Raw genomic sequence first — 21,356 nt, forward strand, 5'->3', positions numbered from 1 at the left:
GTGTACGCTTTTCAACGACGAGTTTCGGCCTTGCCGAAACATCGCTACTGCATGGAACCAGCGGCATCCGTGCCGCTTCTGAATATACATACCTGTACACATCGCTACTCTGCCAAGGAGGGCAGAGGTTCCCAGCAGAATCGAGTTTGCTTAGGCAAACTCGAAGTTCAGAAATGTCCACGGATGGACATTTCTGAACGATGTCATCCATGGACGTTCTGGATGTGTACATCCATGTACACTGCTCAAACTCGCAAAACCTTCCGCCAGCCTGCCGAAAAAAATTCGGCAAGGGTATGCACAACTTCAAGCGCTTCATCCTGCGTGTAATCATGCAAAACCGTTTCAAAAATACAAGAAAAGTAAGAATGGATCAGCATGTGCAGCTTTTTTCCATCAATCCGGTTGTATTTGATATGCTTTTTATCCAAAAATTCGTACATACGGTGTGTGTCTTGTAGTTCCCGTTCGACAAGCCGGTCGGTAAAATTGATATACGGTGTGCCATCCGCGCAGCACAAAAGGAGTTTGAACTCATCAAAATGCGAGTAAATGATGCGGACAAATGCTTCTATCGTCTCTGCCGAAATTGCCCAAATGTCTTCCGTGTTTCCCATACTCAGGCAATGAAAGCACTCATCCGCAGCGGTCTCGTATGTATCGTGAATACTCTTGACGGCAGGCTCCACCAAAGCCGAAAAGAGCGCTTCTTTGTCCTTAAAATGACGGTAAAACGCACCGGTCGTTACGCCCGCCTCACCACACAAATCCCGCAGGTTTGTACGTTCATAACCATTCCGCAAAAACATCTTTTTGCCGCTTTCTAAAATTCTTGTGTGGGTTGCTTCGTATGTTCCGCTTGCCATATCCGTAGTAGTCGCCCTCAAAAACTAACTTTAAGCTTTTAGAGCATCTTTCTTGTTCTTGATAACTTTGTTAGCATTGTATGACAAAGAAGAGGATGTGTCAATGGAAAACGATAGGGTAATTCGGGGTAAACGCATCAGGCTATTTTTTTAACATCCCCGCGAAAAAAATTGAGACTATTCGACCAGAACTGCCAAGGATGGCATCGCTAAAAAATGTACATCCCTGTACATTTTTTAGCTTCGAGTTTTTCTGATGAAAAACTCGATACTGTTTGGAACCACTGACTTCCTGTCAGTACAGCGATGTTACGGTAATTTGCAACGTCCCTGTTGCAAATTACCTTGCGAGTTTCACAAAAATAAAATTTTTGTGAAACGTCGTTTCTGATCTATCCGCCCGCCGTCCATGGCGGTATTGAGCCAAAACTCGCCTTCAATGCGCCCAAGGATGGGCGTGGGATAGGTCAGAAACAAGTTTTGGAACAAAACTTGTCCTCAACCGATGTACATGGACGTACATCGGTTGAGAGGTACACGGATGTACAACAGTTGAAGATGGTTCAAATGGTCTCACAGTCTCAATTTTTTTGCGATTTTTCTCTATTCTGCCTGATGCGTTTACCCTTTTCTCGGAAAAATGTGTGAAATTTTAAATCAACAACCCCGACGCAAGCGTCGGGGTACAATGCTCAATGTTTCGCATTGTATGTTCTCATAAGGTGGTTGCAGTCGGCTTTAATACCCTTTGTTACGACGCAAGCGTCGGGGTATTAAACCCTCGTACGCACGAATAAAATTTCGCACAGAAGGAAGCAACCACTAAAAATATTTATAATGCGGTTGCCCTGTATGGTAATCCGAGAATTCAGTTGAGAAGGGAAAACGCTGCCTCTGATGATGCAGTATAAAATGAAAAAGATTTGAGTTGGAGACCGTAAAGTGGTCATTATCCCTCATTTGTTAAATAATCATATAGCATTGTAGGAGAAAATATTAAAGGTTTTTCTACATCAGATTCAAGAAAATCCTTATCGCCGGTTAGAATAATATCCGCATTATGAAAAAGAGCATCGCTTAACCTGCGGAAATAAGGACATTCGTGTCTAAAAAGATTCGCATTTATACTAACCGCGAACGACGGAAAGCCGCCATATCCGATAGCATTTCTTCTTCAGAATTCCATCCTTTATTATCAGTAAACATTTCCTGTATTTGCTGAATAGTCGCTTTTGTAGTTTGTTTACGAGAGCTGATAAGAAATTCAACATATTTTATCACGGCGCTATAATCTTCTTCTGTGAGTGTTTTCATCATTTGTGCAAGTTTAGATGCTGTAACGGACATTCCCTATCTCCTGCATTATTCAGACTGCAAATAGTTTATCATATTTTTTCAAAAAAAAATAGACTTTAAAATCCCGCAGATTCGTGCGCTCGTAGCCGTTCTGCAAAGATATTTGTTTGCCGTCGATCGCCTACAATTAAGACTATGTTTACTGAAATTAAATCTTCCTCATTACACATATACATCTTTGTCTATCCGTATTATAGTTATAGTATACAAAATCTCTAATACTATCGGAGAGTAATAGTGTGATCAATTTTAAAAACGTCTCTTTTTCCTACAGCGGAGAACACGGTACCGGAGACGGCGTATCCGAAATAGACCTTACCATAAAAGACGGCGAATTTGTCGTATTATGCGGCGAGTCGGGCTGCGGCAAGACTACCGTTACACGGCTGATAAACGGGCTTGCTCCTCATTTTTATGAAGGCGAGATGAGCGGTTCCGTGATGATCGGCGATGTGTGTGTAAACACGGAAAACTTATCCGATATTGCAGCGCTCACCGGAAGCGTTTTTCAAAATCCAAAGAGCCAATTCTTTAACCTTGACACCACCGGCGAGCTTGTATTCGGCTGCGAAAATCTCGGCATCCCAAGGGAGCAGATTCAACAGCGCCTCGAAAAAACAAAACGCGACTTGCAGCTCGATAATTTGATGGACAGGGATATTTTTGAACTGTCGGGAGGAGAAAAGCAGCAAATTGCCTGCGCCTCCTGCTATACCGCCGATCCCCGTGTGTTCGTGCTGGATGAGCCGTCCTCTAATTTGGATAAACGGGCAATTCAGCGGCTGCACCGGATGCTGGTAAAAATCAAAGCAGCGGGAAAGACTGTCGTTATTGCAGAGCATCGGCTCTATTACCTGATGGATGTAGCAGACCGCTTTATCTATATGCGCGGCGGAAGGATCGAGCGTATTTTTACACGGGACGAAATGAAAGCGCTCAGCGAATCCGATTTAACCACGCTGGGCTTGCGCCTCACCGATATGCAGTTCCTCGCCGCGCTTGCACGGAAAGAGGATGCGGCGCAAGAAACGCCGGTCAAGAGCAGTACGCTGCCTGAAACCCAACCCGTGTCAAAGCCCGCGCTTGAAGCGCTCGATGTAACCTGCGGCTACGGCTCTACCCGTGTGCTCGATATAGAGCGGCTCGCGCTGCCCGAACATTCGATTGTAGCGCTCATCGGTGATAACGGATCGGGCAAAAGCACTTTTGCGCAAGCGCTCGCGGGGCTGATTCCTTCAAACGGGAGCATCGCAGTCGGCGGCGCGTATCTGACGGCCGAGGAGCGCAGCAAACGCAGTTTTATGGTGATGCAGGATGTCAACCGGCAACTCTTCGCCGACAGTGTGCTGGAAGAAGTGATGATGAACACCGGCGCTTCCGCAGCGGATGCCGAAGCCGTATTGGCGCGGCTCGGAATCCTCGAACTGAAAGACCGGCACCCGGCCTCATTATCGGGTGGTCAAAAACAGCGGACAGCGATTGCTTCCGCACTCTGCGCAAAAAAAGACCTCCTCATTTTTGATGAACCCACCAGCGGACTTGACCGCCGCGGTATGGAACGCTTCGGCTCTCTATTACGCGAACTGCAGACAAGCGCCGCCCTTTCGCTCGTTATTACCCATGACCCCGAATTGATTATGCGCTGCTGCACGCACATCCTCCATATCGAAAACGGCAGGGTCTTAGCCTTCTATCCGTTGAATCAAGCAGGCATTGAACGGGTTTCGGCGTATTTTTTACAAGGCAGCGATGAAAATACGAGCCGAAAGCGGGACAAACAAAGCTCCATCGGCAAGATTTTGCAGTACGCCGGAGCACACCGCCGTACGATATACAAGGCAGCGCTCTGTATGACACTCGGAGCAGCGGCGAGTATTATCCCGTATCTTTTGGTATACACCATCCTTGAGCAGGTCTTAAACGGTTCGGTTCCGACCTTAGCCGGAAGCGGGAAAATGCTTGCAGGTATCCTACTGGCGGAAATTGTGTATGCTGTTCTGTACATGTACGGCTTTCAGCTTTCGCACCGTGCAGCTTACAACACGCTGGAAAACATACGCCGCTTTTTGCAGGAAAACTTGGAGCGTAAGCCGCTCGGGAAAATAAGGGAGATGGGCAGCGGAGCAATAAAAAAGCTGTTCATCGATGACATTGAATCGATAGAACTCCTTTTGGCGCACATGATCCCCGAAGGAATTGCTAATCTTACCGTTGCCGTGTTTGCGCTTGTGTTCCTCCTCGTGATCGACTGGCAGCTTGCTCTGGTTACCTGCGTCGTCATTGCGCTGGGTATTAGCGTTTCGGGGCAGATGTACCGGGTCGGTATCGACCAGATGGGCAGTTACTTTGCCGCAGCAAAGCGGCTGAACAATACCATTATCGAATATGTAAACGGTATGGAAGTTGTCCGCGTGTTTAACCGGCAGGATGAATTCGGCGAACGGTTCGCTTCTTCCGTTACTGCGTACCGCGATTTTGCCCTGTCGTGGTACAAGGTTTCATTTCCGTGGATGGCTTTATACGGCAGCTTGTTTTCAAACATCTTACTATACAGCTTGCCGTTCGGCACCCTGCTTATCTTACTCGGTCAGCTGACCCTTACCCGCTATATTTTGATAATTTGTCTTTCTTTCGGAATTGCGCCGCTCCTGCTCCGCTGCATGAGTTTTATCGGCGCCGTACCGCAAGCAAGTTATAAAATTCAGGCCTTGGAAAAAGCATTTGATTACCCCGAACTGAAAACGGGAACAGCGCCGTTTTCCGGCACGGGGCACGACATCGAGTTCCGTAATGTCCGGTTTGCATACAAGGATTTGGAAGTTCTGAAAGACGTCTCCTTTACGGCGCAAGAGCGGCAGATGACCGCCTTAGTCGGGGCGAGCGGCAGCGGGAAAAGCACGGCGGCAAAGCTCTTGGTGCATTATTACGATGTTTCGGGCGGCGAGGTGTTAATCGGCGGACAGAATATCCGTGAAATGAGCTTAGAAGCGCTCAATGAACAGATTGCGTATGTTTCTCAGGATGTGTTTCTATTCAACAAGAGCATTGCCGACAATATCCGTATCGGAAAAAAAAGCGCCACCGACGATGAGGTTATTGCCGCCGCAAAAAAAGCGCAGGCGGATGAGTTTATCCGTGAACTGCCGGACGGGTACGCAACGCTTGCAGGGGAAGCAGGCAGTAAACTTTCAGGCGGGCAGCGGCAGCGGATTGCCTTTGCACGGGCAATACTCAAAGATGCGCCGATTGTCATTTTGGATGAGGCAACCGCCTTTATCGATCCCGAAAACGAGCAAAAGATGAATCAGGCAATATCCGAAATCGTGCGGGATAAAACCATTATCGTCATCGCTCATAAAATGAAGTCCATTATGAACGCCAATCGCATTATTGTGCTCAAAGACGGACGTATCGCCGCTTCCGGCTGTCATGCGGAGCTTATTAAAACCAGCCCGGAATACCAAAACCTCTGGCGTATCTCTGAAGAGACCGCAGACTGGACGGTACGGGGGAAGTAAGAGGGGAGTAACCCTAGGGGCTGTCCAAAAACTAACCAACTTTTGAGACATCCCCGGCTACCGTGAAAACGGCGCAAGAACGAATTGATATGTACCATTTTTTTAATATTTGGTACACATCTTGATCACATGTCCCAAAAAAGACTATAATTGGGACATGTCGGAATTGCAAAAATTGCCGGTTGATCCTAAAAAGACCGAAACAATTACTATCCTCAAAGCAGAAAGCAAAGCGTCTAAAGCGCTTGCCGAGCTTAAAGGTATTGCACAGGTGATTCCTAATCAGTTTATTCTTATTAATGCCGTTGTGCTACAAGAATCTCAAGACAGTTCAGAGATTGAAAATATCATTACCACAAAAGATGAGCTCTATAAAGCTCTTTCCGAAACGGTAAAAAAAGTTGATTCTGCTACAAAAGAGGTTATGTTCTACAGAGAGGCCTTATACGCAGGTTTTGCAGAACTAAAAAAACATCATTTTATTTCTATAAATGATATCATAAACATTCAAAAACAGCTTGTTCAAAATAATGCGGGAATCAGAACTGTACCCGGCACAAAGCTGATGAATGACCGTACGAATGAAGTTGTCTATATTCCGCCGCAGACAAAAGAAGAAATTGACGGACTCTTAAAAAACTTTACTGAGTATTTAAACAACGATGATGATTCTCTGACAAAACTTGCAATACTTCACCATCAGTTTGAAAGCATCCATCCTTTTTATGATGGGAATGGACGAACCGGAAGAATTGTAAATATCCTTTATTTGATTTTAAAGCATCATCTTGATCTCCCAATTCTCTATTTAAGTTCATATATCATCAAAAATAAAGAACAATACTACGAACTTTTGCAAAAAGTCCGTACGGAAGAAGCGTGGGAAAAATGGATTGTTTTTATCCTTAAAGGAATAGAAGAAACCGCTGTAGAAACAATTGAGAAGGTAAAAGCGATAAAGGAACTTTTAGATAGCACAATCGAAAAAGTAAAATCGGAAGCTCCGAAAATTTATTCCAAAGAACTGGTAGAAACCCTTTTTGAAAATCCCTATTGCAAAACTGAGTTCATTGTAAAAACGTTGAGGGTAGAACGGAAAGCTGCCTCCCGTTACCTACATCAACTGGAAGCTATCGGTATTCTTACCTGTATAAAGGTTGGAAAAGACAATCTGTTTATAAATACCGGCTTGATGGATTTACTGAAAGAATAGTAATTGTCCGAGCTTTGTGTTATAAAATTATAAAACGTTGGGGCGCCGATGCGGAGCCGAAGAAGGAAGCTCTCTATGATTGCGATGGTTCATCAGTTACTCGTATTTACCGGCACGTATGCCCGGAAAATCCGATTGGCATATCTGTTTACTTTTTTAAAAGCGGTTGCGGCAAATGCGCCGCTGATGGTTGCCGTAAAACTTATCGACATGCTTATCAAAGGTGAAGCAGAAGTTAAAACGGCTGTCTATGCGGCAGCGGTCATGCTGCTTTTGCTGGCTATTCAGGCAATCTGTCAAAATATCGCAGACCGGCTGCAAGCGGGAGCGGGATATAAGGTCTTTGCGGAAAAGCGGCTTGAGCTTGGGCGGCATCTGCGCCGGCTGCCGATGGGATACTTTACTGCGGGGAATATCGGAAAAATCAGTTCGGTGTTGTCGGCCGATATGGTCTTTATCGAGGAGCAGGCGATGGCGGCTGTTTCGGAGGTTACAAGCAGCATCGCGGCGCAGATTATTTTGACGGGGTTTCTCTTTGCGCTGCATCCGCTGTTCGGAGCTGTTGCCCTTGCGACGGAGCTTACGGCAATTCTTTTCGCGCAGCCGATGATCCGGCTTTCCGCCCGTAATTCAAAGCTGCGCCAAAAAAGCATCGAAGCATTGACCGGCGCCGTGTTGGAATACACGGAAGGGCTCGGCGTAATTAAAAGCTATAACCTCACCGGAGCGGGTGCGGAAGATATCAGAGCCAGCTTTGAGCGCATGAAAGAAGCGAGCTTGTCTTTTGAAGAAGAATATTCCCCCAAGGAGCGAACACTACTGATTATTTACAGTCTCGGTATGACCGCAATACTTGCCCTCAATATTTGGTTGTTTCAACACGGCGCCCTGTCAAGCACCGTATTTGTCGGCTGTATGCTGTTTGCCTTCAATCTTTTTACGCCGCTTAGACAGCTCTATCAAAAGACCGGCATTCTGGCGATCATGCAAGCTGCGCTGAATCGTGTGAACGAAGTGTTTAACGAACGGGAACTTGAGGATACGGGAACCGAGTCTTTGCCGCAAACAGCCGATACGGAAATAACATTCAAAAATGTGTCGTTTGACTACGGGGATAAAGAAGTGCTGCATAATCTGTCGTTCAGTATCGAACAAGGGCAGATGGCAGCCTTTGTCGGGCAGTCCGGCGGCGGAAAAAGCACGATTATGAATATACTGGCACGGTTCTGGGATATATCGAAGGGCGAAATCCTCTTACGGGGAAAAAACATCAAAGAGCTTCCGCTGCCGGTGTTAATGGATCATATCAGTATGGTGTTTCAGCGGGTTTATCTGTTTGAGGACACGATTGCAAATAACATCGCGATGGGGCGTCCTCATGCGGATAGAGAAGCGGTGATCGAAGCGGCAAAAAAAGCGCAGTGTTATGACTTTATCATGCAGCTTCCGTACGGATTCGATACCGTTATCGGTGAAGGCGGCGCCTCTCTTTCGGGCGGAGAAGCCCAGCGTATTTCGATTGCACGGAGTATTCTCAAAGACGCGCCGCTCATCATCTTGGATGAAGCGACCGCGAGTATCGATGCCGATAACGAGCAGGCAATACAGAAAGCCTTGAGTGAATTATGCCGCGGAAAGACCACACTGGTTATTGCTCACCGGCTGGAAACCGTCCGCGAAGCAGACCGTATTTTTGTCATTGATGACGGAGAACTCAAAGAGCAGGGCACCCATGATGAACTGATCAAAGCGCACGGGCTCTATTACCGCATGACGCAAGCCCATAATGACGCTACATCGTGGCAAGAAGGAGCGTAAGAATGAGCGGAACCGGATCAAAAATATGCGGACTTATCTTTATTATCATCAGTATTTTTTTGCTGCTTGGAGGGCTGTATCTTCCGGCAGCCGTTATTCCCGTTTGGATACTGCGGGGATTAGATATCGCAGGTGTGTTTTTACTTGCCGTCGGTATACTCCTATATAAGGTGCTTAAAAGGTAAAACGGCAGCGATTTTGGGTTTTCTTTTGGTTTTTATGTCTAGGGCTGCTCATACGTATCGCTGCAACCCCTTACCTCCGCGCGCGGGATACGTCCGGTAATGGAAAAATACTTACCGAGCCGCCCGCAGGGACAGTCATCCTCTCCCAATAGCACGCCGGTATCCTCAGTCAACAGCGAATGCCCCGGGTAAGAGCCGGGCAGCGGCGACAGTACCTGTACAATCCCCTGCTCCCCGACGCCGCAAATACTGAAATCCTTTGCCCGCCTGAAAAGCACGTCAGACCAAATGCTTGCGTGCAGATGCCCTGCAGGACATTCCATATAAATACAGCCCGTTTGTTCCGCCATACCGTAATAGTTGCTGATGCGCGCAATGCCGGTTGCAGCGGTTATCCGTGCTTTAAACTCTTCCGGAGAAACAGCCTCGTTAATGAGGTTCTTCCAACCGCCGCCGTGTATCAGTATCCCGTTCGGAATATCGAAGCGTATCTTTTTTTCTTCAAGAACACGGATTACGTGTTTATAAATGATAAAGGTAAAACCGAAGGCGAGTACCGGCTCCCCCTCATGTTCGGCAAGAAAATTCCGAACAGCCGGAATATCCAGCTCCATATTTTCGTCAAGTGCGTAACAGGTACGGGACGCCAACAAGGAAAAGCCCAAAATACCGGCTCCCCGTGCCGAAAACATCTTCCTATCCCGCAGTGTTTTTTTCGTATCGAATACCAGATAGGGAATTCTATTTTCACCGACAAAATCGGCAATAATCCGGTACAGCACCTGCTGCTGATTTGCCGCCGTTTCCGCATCCAAATAAATCTGCGAAACACGCTGGCCGGTCGTTCCCGATGAAGTGAGCGTTTTAAAAATCGCTTCTTCGGGAACACTCTTGAGTGAAAGCTCCTTAAAAACCGATACCGGCAGTATCGGCGCCGTCTCCGTAGAAAAAACAGCGTTCTCCGGAATTCCTAAGGCTTTTAATAACCGTCCATACGGCTCGCAATGGCTACGGTGAAACGTCGTCTGTTCCGTCAGCAGCTCGGTGTATGCCGCCGCTTTTTCTTGATGCGTCAATGAATACGGTTTCAGCTGTATAAATTTATCTATGGTCATGATAGTTATAATCCTTGCCGTGGCCGGGATAAATATGAATACCGACAGGTAATGTTGCTAAGAAGGGTTCCGTAATTTCACGATAGTCTTTTTCACTGCCGCCGGGAAGCCGCAAAATCACTTCCCTGCCCGGCAACAAATAATCGCCCGAAAAAAAGATATCGTCATCAAGAAAAATACCGACGCTGCCTGCGGTGTGCCCGGGCAACGGCACAAAGCGGAACGTATGCCCGCGCCAGTCCAGCGTACAGGCTTCGTTATATGTTTTATCCGCAGGGCGGCACACAAACGGGGTATAAGACACGCCCGACTTGCCGAAAAAAGTGAGATACACCTCCATCATCCGCGACATATTAAGCCGCGCATTCTGCATCCCAATATTACACTTCTCGCTCGCCATTACCTGCGCATCGGGAAAGCGCATCCGCATCGGCTCCAAACCGGCCGTATGGTCGCAGTGCTCATGCGTTAAAAGTATCCATTCAGGCCGTAAGCCTTTTTGCTCCAGCACCGAAAGCGGCCCCGCAGGATCGTTCGGATCAATCACCACGCAGGGAGCGACCTCGTTCCCGTGTCTTTCTTTATGTTCGTATATAATATAGCAGTTGCTTTCGGCCAGAGGCTCCGTCCACACCGAAATCGCTATGGCAGACACTTAAATCTCTACACCGTATTTCGCCAGAATCGTTTTGCCTTTCTCGTAAGTTGAAAATTCCAAAACATCCAGCGTACTTAAATTAATTCCGAACGTTTCTTCGATAAGGCCTACCAAGTCCATGTGCCCAACCGAATCCCATTCTTTCAAACCGCGGTACTTTAATCCGGGTAAATCCTCTTTTTTAACCGGAAAATTCTGTAAAAAAATGCGGTCATATTTTTCAAGATTTGTCATTTTCATCTCCGAATCTTCAATTTTTAATTATCTTGGGCGTTCCGGTCGGTCAAAATATCCTCATCCGAAACATTTTGACCGACCGTCGGGCTTTTCGGGGATTGCACTAAACCTGTTCGGAAACTTCCGTTTCTGAACAGGTTACCTTGAAATGCGATGTTCTAAATCGTGCTATTTGTGCGATTTAGAACTCGGCGACCTATTCGACAACGCAGTTATCGAATAGGTCTAGTATAAAACGGCTCATTGGAGCCGTTTTATGTACCGCCGTTATAATTTTGAAAAATTACAACGGCGCCCCTTCAATCCCTAACGCGGGCTATGCACTCCGGCATTATATGCCGTTTTTATCAGTACGGACACGGCTACCGGTTGTATAACGCAAAAGCCTTTTAGTATTTGCAGTTAAAGCGTTTTTCGAATTCAGCTTTTAATTCGTCGCGGAAGTCGGGATGCGCAATTGCAATCAGATTATGCGCACGCTGCTTTAATGTCAAGCCTTTCAGCGCGGCGATGCCGTATTCGGTAACAACATAGTCCACGTCATTGCGGCTCGTAGTAACGGCAGCGCCTTCGTCCAACAGCGGAACGATTTTCGAAATCTTGCCCTTTACCGTTGCCGGCATTGCCATAATCGAAACACCGCCCTTACTTGCAGATGCGCCGCGCACAAAGTCAACCTGTCCGCCGACGCCGGAGAACTGTTTAAGTCCGATGGTTTCGGAAGCGACCTGTCCCATCAAATCTACCTGTACGCAGGAGTTAATCGAAATCAAATAATCGTTCTGTGCAACGATGAACGGGTTATTCACATAGTCGACCGGACGCATATCGACATCGGGGTTATGATTAACAAAATCATACAGCCTTTTGGTACCCATCAAGAAGTTGACGATAAACTTCCCGGGATGCAGCGTCTTTTTCTTGTTGGTAATAACACCCGCTTCTGCAAGTTCGACTACGCCGTCCGAGAACATTTCGGAGTGGATACCCAAATCTTTTTTACCTTTAAGGAACAACAGAACGGCGTCGGGAATAGCGCCGATACCGAGCTGGAGGGTTGCTCCGTCGGGAATGAGCGAGGCGCAATGCTCTCCGATTGCTCTTTCTATATCGCCGATCTTAGGCGGCGGCAATTCAATCAACGGTTCATTGTGTTCGACAATAAAGTCGAGGTCTTGTACTGAAACGAGACTGTTCGGGCCTGTCCACGGCATCTCTTTATTGACCTGCGCGATAACGGTTTTCGCCTGTTTTACCGCTTCCTGTGTGTAATCGACGGATACGCCGAGTGAGCACATACCGTTCTCATCGGGCGGGCTGACGGTTACCAGTGCCACATCGACCGGTAAGGTTGTTCTGAACAGCCGGGGAATTTCAAAAAAGAAGCACGGTGTATAATCCGCACGTCCTGCAGCAACTGCTTCGCGTGTGCTTCCCCCGACAAACAGCGCATTGTGCCGGAAGTTTTCGGCATATTCCGGCTGGCAATACTTACCGCCGCCCATTGCAACCATGTGAACGATTTCGACATTTTTATATGCCGCAGCGTTATCCACCATCGCATTCACCAAATGAGCAGGCTCGCCGCAGGCATGACCGATTACAACGCGGTTACCCGACTTAATGTGCTTGACAGCCTCTGCAGCAGTCGTCAAATGCTCCTGATAATACTTCTTCCAATCAGACATACGATACTCCTTTCCATACATTTTTTATGTTTTGAAATACGTTCGTGCGCTACACAAACGTATTTCAAAACCCGTTAAGACTGCTCGGAAACTGCGATTCCCGAGTATTTCTTTAAAAACATCCGTTCCCTTACCGCATGGCAAGAGTTACTTCGGCATCGGCGGCTAAATCACCGTCCGAAAAAATTTGGCCGCGGCACGTAATCCAGCCTAATTCCGCCCGTTCTTCCAAAAGCGTACTATAGATTTCGAGCGTATTGCCTAAAAGAATTTTCTTGCGGAAGTTTGCTTTTTTAATTCCCATAAAAAGCGGTGTTTTTCCGGCATATCGATCGAGTGTTAACAACAAAATGTCCGCCGCCTGAGCAATCGCTTCAACAGCGCACACACCCGGAAATATCGGATTATCGGGGAAGTGCCCTTTTAACAAACTCAGCTCAGGCGTAACGGAGAAGGACGCCTTAACTTCCTTACCGGGAACAAGCGACGATACCGTGTCGATAAACAGCATCGGCGGCCGTTGCGGCAGTATTTCCAACACCTGTTCATGGGTGAACGAACGCGCCTCTTGTTTTGCACGCGCTTCCTCGCATGCTTTTTTAATAAAATCCCGCGCCGGTAAAAGGTCTTCCCAGCCGCCGATTTTAAACAAGCGGCCTGCCGGTACGGAAATATCATCCCGCTTTGCACAATCGGTCGGACAGCCTGCAACGATAAGCGCGGCCGGATAGGGAGTTCCCGGCTGTACCGTTACGAACTCAACCTCCGGCACAAGCGTTTCAAGGCGGCGAATAACGGCAACACGGTCGTACCGGTTGTTACATCCGCCGCAATAGCGCACACCGATTGGAATCTTATCCGCCATGGCGCTGTTTCAAAATAGACCGAGCCTCATCCAATAAACTCTGACTCACTTCATTTATCAAAACGGCTCGCTTTACTTCGGGCATGTGTTCCATCAACTCCGATTGGATAAGATTCTCCGTCGTGAAGTCGGCAGCGGGACAGCCGGCACAATGCCCGTGTAATTTAAATTTAACAACACCGTCCGTAAAATCCACTACCTGCATATCGCCGCCGTGTGTCCGCAGCAACGGACGTACATAGGTGTCCAATGTTTTTTCCAACTCTTCGTACATACCGTTCCTCCTTTTACCAATCGATTTTTTTACAAAGCGCCGATTACTTCATTCGATTTACCTCGAATAGGGAATGAATCGGCTGCATAGAGGCTGTCCCAAAAGTCAGTTATTTTCAAGACAGCCTCGTACTATTTATTCATACGGAGAGCTTAATGCCCGCCGTTTCCCGACAACGCTCTACGTTGGGGGGCGATAATTAGTTTTCCGCCTTTTCGGCCTAGTTTGCAGCCTCTTTTTTATTCGAATCATAAAGCAGTGCAAAAAGAACAAGACCGACAACAAGTCCCCATGCAGCGCCGCGCATTGCTAAAACAGCGCCCATAACACCGCAAATACCGCGTTCAATATTGGTTTTGCACATATTCATCGCAAGCTGCGTACAAATATATCCTTGTACGATCAGTGTTAAAGACAGGGCAAGCGGCAAAGACGGCTGCAAAAGCGAAGAAATAGGCAGCAATGCAACGGCTACGAATGTTGAAAGACGGAACGTACCGAAACCACTGTAAATTGATTCCATCGCTTTCGGACTTTCCTTATAACGCTGAGAAACTGCTGCAGTAACAGCTGCCCACAGCGGACCGCACATTTGCGTATACGGACAGGTCATTGACATTGCCACGTTACGAATACCGCTGACGAGGTTCGAACGGTTTGCGTTAAAGTCGATCTTTTCATCCTGCCGAACTTCATCGGCTTCTCTGATGAGCGCTTCCGAAGTAACAAAGTCGCCGAATGCAATAATATAGGTAACAATTGCTACAGGCACTGCTGCAGCCCAAACTTTCATACTCGGCCATCCGATTGCGAATGGAGACAGCTGATTCCAAATATCCGCAAAATCCGGCACTTTAATAAGCGGCCACCATTGTACATGGGGAATGGCAAATTCGCCGGCGAGCGGCCCCACTACGACACCGATTAAAATTGCAGGCAGCATTCCGAATTTACCGATTGAATCGATAAGTTTATTCTTCCTACGCATATCCGCCCAGATCGGACTGAATAAGCAGAAATATGCCACGATAATTCCGATAGTGATGGAAATCGGATATTTATCAAAACGGCCGGTAGTTTTAAATTCACCTAAAACAGCCGCAATACCACCACCCATCAAAACACCGGCTTTTACGGAATTCGGCACGACTTTAACCATCTTACCGCCCAAACCGGTGATGCCGAATACCAAAAAGATAAGCCCGAGACACATCTGAACGGCAATCAATGCCTGAGTCCGCTCCGGTCCCATTACATAGCCGTTAGTTAAAAAGGCCGTAATCAGCGGAATTGCCGGCGTAACCCATCCCGGAACAACAGGGTCGCCAAGTAACACGTGAAACGTGTAAAAGAAGCCGTTGATGATAACCATCGACAACGCTACTTCGTAGCTTACGCCTAAGACCTCCGTTAATACCGGAATAGCTCCCAAACAGGTCGCGCACATAAAGAGCGCTTGAAACATCTCCGGAAAAGACCATGCATAGTGAATAAAAGGCAACCGAATCTTAAACGGTCCCGCCGGCCAATACGCTTGCTCACCGCCGTACTCACGATAGCGGCTTTTAAATTGCATTTGCGCATCTGTCATAAAAAATTCCCCCTTAAAGCCTTTCTTAAATCAAGACTTTATCATTTACCGCGAAGGTCATTCGACACTACGGGCTATAGTTATTATTCTATAAGCAATTTTTATGCCAACCTCTCTTTTTGCAAATATATGATGCATCTACTTCGTTGCTGCGCACAAATTAATCCTCAACGTATCAGAACCGCCACGGACGGCGGTGGGGTTATGCAGTAGCGAGTTTTTCGCTAGAAAAACTCGTCGTTGAACAACGTACACGGATGTACATTTGCTGACATCGATAATTATCGTATTTTAAAAAAAGCTGCTTTTTAGTGTTTTCGTAAAGCCTTGCAATAGCGGTACGAATGCTATAAATGTAAGCTATATCTAACTTTACGGATTGCTCTTTATATACTGCTTTGGTTCATTTATAAACCAAAGCTCTTGATTGGTTCATAAATGAACCATCTTTTTACGGAGTGTTGAGACACCGGCTATACTGCTTCAGTTATGAACACCGGAAAACCGTTTCGTAAGTACGTTTCAAGGATGCTTATGGAAAATCAGTCAAAAGTTAGTTTACGTTCCGTTTATACGGAGATTCACCACTCTTTTCTTGCGAAACATACCGATAAATTTAGGGTTTTGAGTATTTTTCTGCATTGTACATTATTTTTTTTCAAAGGATAAAGATTCTATTAGCAATGTTGGCATAAAAATTGCTGTTACTATAATAGAGTGTCTATCCTGATAGACAAATAAACAAAGTAAGGAGTATGCACATGGCACTTATGACAGGCGAACAGTATGTTGAGAGTATGCGTAAACTGAATTTGCAGGTTTACATGTTCGGAAAGAAAGTTGACAATGTTGTCGACAATCCGATTCTTCGGCCGTCCCTGAACTCGGTGAAGGCTACCTATGATTTGGCTCAGATGCCGGAATATGAAGATTTAATGACCGTTAAATCTTCATTAACCGGAAAGAAGATCAACCGCTTCACACATATTCACCAGAGTCCTGAGGATCTGATTAAAAAGGTAAAGATGCAGCGGCTTTGCGGACAAAAAACCGCGGCTTGTTTCCAGCGCTGCGTCGGTATGGATGCGTTTAATGCCGTTTACAGCACAACGTATGAGCTCGATGAAAAATACGGGACTCATTATCATGAAAACTTCAAAAAGTTTATCCGGCACGTTCAGGATGAAGACCTGACCGTCGACGGCGCTATGACCGACCCCAAAGGTGACCGCTCTCTGGCTCCCCATGCTCAAACCGATCCCGACTTATACCTCCATGTCGTGGAACGGAGAGCTGACGGTATCGTCGTTCGTGGTGCAAAAGCGCACCAAACCGGTTTTATCAATTCACACGAAGTTATCGTTATGCCGACTATCGCAATGGGCGAAGATGACAAAGACTATGCGGTAGCCTTTGCTTGCCCGACCGATGCGAAAGGTATCTTCATGATTGTCGGACGCCAGAGCTGCGACACCAGAAAGCTGGAAGGTTCCGAAATCGATGTCGGTAACTCCACCTACGGCGGAACCGAAGCCTTGGTTATCTTCGATAACGTATTTATTCCGAACGATCACATCTTCCTGAACGGCGAATTTGAATTTGCCGGTATGCTGGTTGAACGCTTTGCTGGATATCACCGCCAGTCCTACGGCGGATGCAAGGTCGGCGTCGGCGACGTTCTTATCGGTGCGGCGGCAGTTGCGGCAGACTTCAACGGCGCTCAAAAAGCTTCTCACGTTAAAGACAAGCTGATTGAAATGACCCACCTGAACGAAACACTGTACTGCTGCGGTATCGCATGTTCGGCAGAAGGTACCAAGACCAAATCCGGTAACTACCTTATCGACTTGCTGCTTGCAAACGTCTGTAAGCAGAACGTTACGCGCTTCCCGTATGAAATTGCACGCCTTGCAGAAGACATCGCAGGCGGCTTGATGGTAACCGCTCCGGCAGAATCCGATCTGCGCGATCCCAAACTCGGACCGTATGTTGTCAAATACTTGCAGGGTGTTGCCTCCGTTTCTACCGAGAACCGTTTACGCATTCTCCGCTTGATCGAAAACCTGACCCTCGGCAGTGCTGCCGTCGGTTACCGCACGGAATCTATGCACGGCGCCGGTTCTCCGCAGGCACAGCGTATCATGATCTCCCGCCAAGGTAACCTTGCAATGAAGAAAAAGCTTGCAAAGGATATCGCGAAGATTAAAGAATAGTGCCGCCTAAGAACTTTAACTGCGGTTGCTAATGATAACATACCGCAGCTAAAGAGGCGAAACTTACGAATAAAGGCAGGGCCAATAACCCTGCCTTTTTTTAAAAATGCTTTACCAAACTGTTACCCATATACAACAGTTTAGCTCTAAAAACTCGGTATTCTTTTAGAAGCTACCGAAATAACTGAAGGAGGAAATATATGAGTGACCAACTCGCAACTGCAAAGATGCCGGAGCACTTCAACGAAGGGAAATTTCCTTTAAAGAAGAGAGAATTCGGCGGCGTGCAGCCGTACATTCCGCTCGGCCCATTCAATTTACGCATTCCGCTGATCCATCACGAATGGTCGTGGACGGAAATGCTTGCTGCATTCTTTCTCGGCGTCGCCTGTCTCGGAGCAGGAACCGCTACCACAATGACGACTTTCGGGTTTGATAACCCCGAAAACATCGCCGCGTTGGGGATGACGGAGAACAGCGTCTTTTTAATGTCGCTGACATTTGGCGTACTAAACGCTATCTGTTATTATCTGCCGTCATTATTGGGCGACCCCGTCGTTCCCGGATGGATTACCCCCGCGCTCCCGCTTACTTTAAAGTATTTGGCACAATGGGAACTGCCTAACTACGCAACCGGAAATGTCGACCGCGTCTATGCAATGATCGCCCTGCAAATGATTGTAGCGCTGTTCTTTTTAATCATGGGCGTAACCGGTATCGGACGTAAACTGGTAGATACGGTACCGCGCTCCATTAAGGCGGGAATCGTATTGGGCGCCGGCGTTACCGCAGGTATCAACGTATTCCAATCTCGTATGCCCAAAGCGCCGATTACCGTTGTCATAGCGGTATTGATGTCTTACTTCTTCTTGTTTAACTCGACCTTTGCAAAGGCCGCTGCAAAGAACAAAACATTAGAGACGCTCCGCAACCAAGGCGTTGTTCCGGCACAAGTATTCGCCATTGTATTGGCCCCGTTCCTTATCAAAGAAATAGCCGTGCCGAATATTCAGTGGGGCTTTACGCCGCTTTCTTTCGGCTTTGTGCTTGAACACTTCACCATTTTCGGCTTAGGATTGCCGGCTACGAAATTCTTCTTGGCAGCACTGCCGATGGCGCTTACCGTCTACATTATTGCGTTCTCCGACTTTGTTCTTGCAAAAGAAATTGTTACCGAAGCAACCGCAACCCGCGATGATGAAACCGTTATCTTTGACGCCGGACGATCAAATCTCGTATCCTTCCTGCGTAACGGTATTATGTCACTCTTTGCTCCGTGGGTTCCCATGTGCGGTCCGCTGTGGGCATCGGGTCTGCTGACTATTACGGAACGCTATAAGAGAGGATATAAGACCTTGCACAGCTACTGGGATGGCGTCTGTACGTTCCGCGCCGCAACTGTTATTGCCGTTTTGATTTTGCCGCTCGTTACGCTTATACGCCCTGCTTTCGCCATATTCTTCGGTATTACGATGGGCGTTCAGGCCTTTGCCTGCGGTAACGTCGGTATGACGATGTGTACCAACCGAAACGAAAGAGGTATTGCCTGCGTTATCGCTTCGGCACTCTGCTTCTACACCCCCGGATGGGCGCTGCTTATCGGCATTATCCTGTGGGTTGTTATCGAAGGAACCGAGCTTTTTGCAAAAAAGTCCGGCGCTCAAACAGCCGCCTAACGTCGGTAAAATCGGTATGAAAGGATCGGTATGCTATGATGACATTACAAGAAGCGCCCTGTGCTGTTTATACCGTCAAAAAAATAAACGGCTCGCGCGATCTTAAAAGACGGATGGAAAATATGGGAATCGCAGCCGGCGCGGATGTGGAAGTGATCGAACATACCGAAACTGCATGCCGGATTAAAACCGTTAAACGTGAAATAGAACTATCAGTTGAAGAGGCTGCCTGCATCAATGTCGGAGAACAGTTTAAACGAAACGGAGACCCCGTTTTGTTCAGCTGTTGCTCTTACGGCCGTGCAGGCGACCTCTGGGATAGGGCAAACGAAATTAACGAACATATAGGAGATGAAAAGCAATGAAGCAACTTGCGGTAAAACCCGAGATTCACAAGTTTGAAACGGCGAAAGAATTTGCAGAAGCGTTCAAACTCGGAAAAGATGATCTAGTCATAACGAATGAGTATATCTATAAACCGTTTTTCGGAGCATTGAACTTGCCCTGCGCGACGCTTTTTCAAGAAAAATACGGTGCGGGAGAGCCTTCCGATGATATGGTCGAAGCGATGTATAAAGATGTACACGGCAGCTATAAGCGTATTATCGCAATCGGCGGCGGTACCGTCATCGATATTTCAAAGTTTTTCTCCTTGACACATACCTCGCCGGTGCTGGACTTATACGATGGAAAGCAGGAAATCGTAAAAGGCAAAGAGTTGATCATCGTACCGACTACCTGCGGTACCGGCTCGGAAGTAACCAATATTGCCGTACTGTCGCTGAATGCACGCGGTACGAAAAAAGGCCTTGCACACGATGAAATGTACGGCGACTATGCGGTACTAATTCCTGAACTGCTGAAAGACTTGCCATTTAAATTTTTTGCAACGAGTTCCATCGACGCATTGGTACATGCCGTTGAATCATCGCTTTCACCCAAAGCGACGGAAAGCACAAAGCTGTTCGGATATAAAGCTATCGAGATGATTTTAAAAGGCTACAAAGAAATTGAGAAGAACGGTCACGATGCGCGGCTTCCGCTTTTATGCGATTTCTTGCTTGCCTCAAACTATGCAGGTATCGCTTTCAGCATTGCAGGATGCGCAGCAGTTCACGCAATGAGCTATCCGGTCGGCGCAACCTTCCATGTCGCTCACGGCGAATCAAACTATGCGATGTTTGCCGGCGTTTTAAAAAATTATCTTGAAATTAAAAAAGACGGTGAAATTGCAAAGCTTAACCGGTTTATGGCAGATATCCTCGGCTGCGACACGGCGCACGTTTATGATGCTTTGGAAAAACTGCTCAACTGTCTAATCCCAAAAAAGCCGCTGCACGAATATGGCATGAAAAAAGAGCAGATTACAGAATTTGCCGACAGCGTTATTGCCAATCAGCAGCGCCTTATGGCAAACAACTTTGTATTCCTTGACAGAGATCGGCTGATTAAAATCTATACCGAATTATTTTAAAATATCGGGAACCACTAAAAATGTGAGTTTTTAGTGGTTCTTCTTCGTTTACTTCTTACCATTTTATCGATTAAACATCTGGGCATTTCTAAAAACTCGGTTAGGGAAACACTGACATCCTCGCTCAAAAATAAACCTCCTTGTTCATTTTTGGCACACGGATGCCGCCCTATCCAGCGCTTTTGAAAATAGACTGTTGAGCAGTGTACATCCGTGTACTTCTCTGCCAGTTGCAAGCAAACTGGCTACTGCATAGAACCACCGCCATCCGTGGCGGTACTGATACACCCATTCCGTAAGCCTTTTGAAAATAGACGGTGCAGATGCTAGGAGCCTAGCCGAAATAAAGCGGAGGCGTACTTGTTGTACGTCGAGCATTTATTTCGGCATAGCGACAACGCAGATGCGCCGTATATTTTCAAAAGGACATATACTTGACAAAGACTCATACCAGTGCTATGCTAATTAAAAGGAGAAATTTATATGAAAAAGTGTGTTTTTTATAGGACTGCCCCCCCCCCCCCCCCCCCCCCCCCCCCCCCCCCCCCCCCCCCCCCCCCCCCCCCCCCCCCGCCCCCCCCCCCCCCCCCCCCCCCCCCCCCCCCCCCC

17 protein-coding genes are annotated in these 21,356 nt (G+C 47.2%); 8 read left to right on the forward strand and 9 right to left on the reverse strand.

What is annotated here, in order from left to right; translation table 11 throughout:
• Positions 1-245: 245 nt before the first annotated feature.
• Complete coding sequence (locus HGH47_RS11220; protein ID WP_432912405.1) at positions 246-866, reverse strand: TetR/AcrR family transcriptional regulator; 621 nt, start codon at positions 864-866, stop codon at positions 246-248.
• Between the two features lie 1,122 nt (positions 867-1,988).
• Entirely contained in the window at positions 1,989-2,213 is a 225-nt protein-coding gene (locus HGH47_RS11225; protein WP_212566377.1) for a hypothetical protein, read from the reverse strand.
• 248 nt (positions 2,214-2,461) lie between these two features.
• Between HGH47_RS11225 and HGH47_RS11230 the strand changes: the two genes are divergently transcribed.
• The 4 genes from HGH47_RS11230 to HGH47_RS11245 all read left to right on the forward strand — a co-directional run bounded on the left by HGH47_RS11230 (position 2,462) and on the right by HGH47_RS11245 (position 8,956).
• A complete protein-coding gene (locus HGH47_RS11230) occupies positions 2,462-5,740 on the forward strand; it encodes an energy-coupling factor transporter ATPase (RefSeq protein WP_432912408.1) in 3,279 nt (1,092 codons plus the stop codon).
• Positions 5,741-5,897: 157 nt separating this feature from the next.
• Positions 5,898-6,953 carry a Fic family protein gene (locus tag HGH47_RS11235; RefSeq protein WP_212566378.1) on the forward strand — a complete coding sequence of 352 codons (1,056 nt, stop codon included), beginning with the start codon at positions 5,898-5,900 and terminating at the stop codon, positions 6,951-6,953.
• Between the two features lie 75 nt (positions 6,954-7,028).
• Complete coding sequence (locus HGH47_RS11240; protein ID WP_212566379.1) at positions 7,029-8,771, forward strand: ABC transporter ATP-binding protein; 1,743 nt, start codon at positions 7,029-7,031, stop codon at positions 8,769-8,771.
• 2 nt (positions 8,772-8,773) lie between these two features.
• A complete protein-coding gene (locus tag HGH47_RS11245; RefSeq protein ID WP_212566380.1) occupies positions 8,774-8,956 on the forward strand; it encodes a hypothetical protein in 183 nt (60 codons plus the stop codon).
• A 38-nt stretch (positions 8,957-8,994) separates the two neighbouring features.
• On the opposite strand, the gene HGH47_RS11250 is transcribed toward HGH47_RS11245, so the two are convergent.
• From HGH47_RS11250 to HGH47_RS11280, 7 genes are all read right to left on the reverse strand, one after another.
• Positions 8,995-10,071, reverse strand: coding sequence for an acyl-protein synthetase (locus tag HGH47_RS11250; RefSeq protein ID WP_212566381.1), 1,077 nt, complete (start codon positions 10,069-10,071; stop codon positions 8,995-8,997).
• A complete protein-coding gene (locus tag HGH47_RS11255; RefSeq protein ID WP_432912413.1) occupies positions 10,058-10,726 on the reverse strand; it encodes an MBL fold metallo-hydrolase in 669 nt (222 codons plus the stop codon). The genes HGH47_RS11250 and HGH47_RS11255 overlap by 14 nt, the downstream gene beginning before the upstream one ends.
• Positions 10,727-10,963, reverse strand: a complete 237-nt coding sequence (locus HGH47_RS11260) for an acyl carrier protein (RefSeq protein WP_006188701.1) — start codon at positions 10,961-10,963, stop codon at positions 10,727-10,729.
• Positions 10,964-11,355: 392 nt separating this feature from the next.
• Complete coding sequence (locus tag HGH47_RS11265) at positions 11,356-12,654, reverse strand: acetyl-CoA hydrolase/transferase family protein (protein ID WP_432912416.1); 1,299 nt, start codon at positions 12,652-12,654, stop codon at positions 11,356-11,358.
• Between the two features lie 130 nt (positions 12,655-12,784).
• Positions 12,785-13,519, reverse strand: a complete 735-nt coding sequence (locus HGH47_RS11270) for a 3-hydroxyacyl-ACP dehydratase FabZ family protein (RefSeq protein ID WP_253676491.1) — start codon at positions 13,517-13,519, stop codon at positions 12,785-12,787.
• Positions 13,509-13,793, reverse strand: coding sequence for a NifU family protein (locus HGH47_RS11275; RefSeq protein ID WP_212566385.1), 285 nt, complete (start codon positions 13,791-13,793; stop codon positions 13,509-13,511). The genes HGH47_RS11270 and HGH47_RS11275 overlap by 11 nt, the downstream gene beginning before the upstream one ends.
• A gap of 220 nt (positions 13,794-14,013) precedes the next feature.
• Positions 14,014-15,384 (reverse strand): hypothetical protein, encoded by a 1,371-nt coding sequence (locus tag HGH47_RS11280; protein WP_016523802.1) that lies wholly within the window; start codon positions 15,382-15,384, stop codon positions 14,014-14,016.
• Between the two features lie 761 nt (positions 15,385-16,145).
• Here HGH47_RS11280 and HGH47_RS11285 point away from each other — a divergent pair.
• From HGH47_RS11285 to HGH47_RS11300, 4 genes are all read left to right on the forward strand, one after another.
• Positions 16,146-17,597, forward strand: a complete 1,452-nt coding sequence (locus HGH47_RS11285; RefSeq protein WP_212566386.1) for a 4-hydroxyphenylacetate 3-hydroxylase family protein — start codon at positions 16,146-16,148, stop codon at positions 17,595-17,597.
• 200 nt (positions 17,598-17,797) lie between these two features.
• Positions 17,798-19,273, forward strand: a complete 1,476-nt coding sequence (locus tag HGH47_RS11290; RefSeq protein WP_212566387.1) for a hypothetical protein — start codon at positions 17,798-17,800, stop codon at positions 19,271-19,273.
• 35 nt (positions 19,274-19,308) lie between these two features.
• A complete protein-coding gene (locus tag HGH47_RS11295) occupies positions 19,309-19,638 on the forward strand; it encodes a ferrous iron transport protein A (RefSeq protein ID WP_212566388.1) in 330 nt (109 codons plus the stop codon).
• Positions 19,635-20,747 carry a 4-hydroxybutyrate dehydrogenase gene (locus tag HGH47_RS11300; RefSeq protein WP_212566389.1) on the forward strand — a complete coding sequence of 371 codons (1,113 nt, stop codon included), beginning with the start codon at positions 19,635-19,637 and terminating at the stop codon, positions 20,745-20,747. The genes HGH47_RS11295 and HGH47_RS11300 overlap by 4 nt, the downstream gene beginning before the upstream one ends.
• Positions 20,748-21,356: the final 609 nt, after the last annotated feature.

The sequence above is a fragment of the Treponema sp. OMZ 805 genome, assembly GCF_050937395.1.
Lineage (GTDB): Bacteria > Spirochaetota > Spirochaetia > Treponematales > Treponemataceae > Treponema.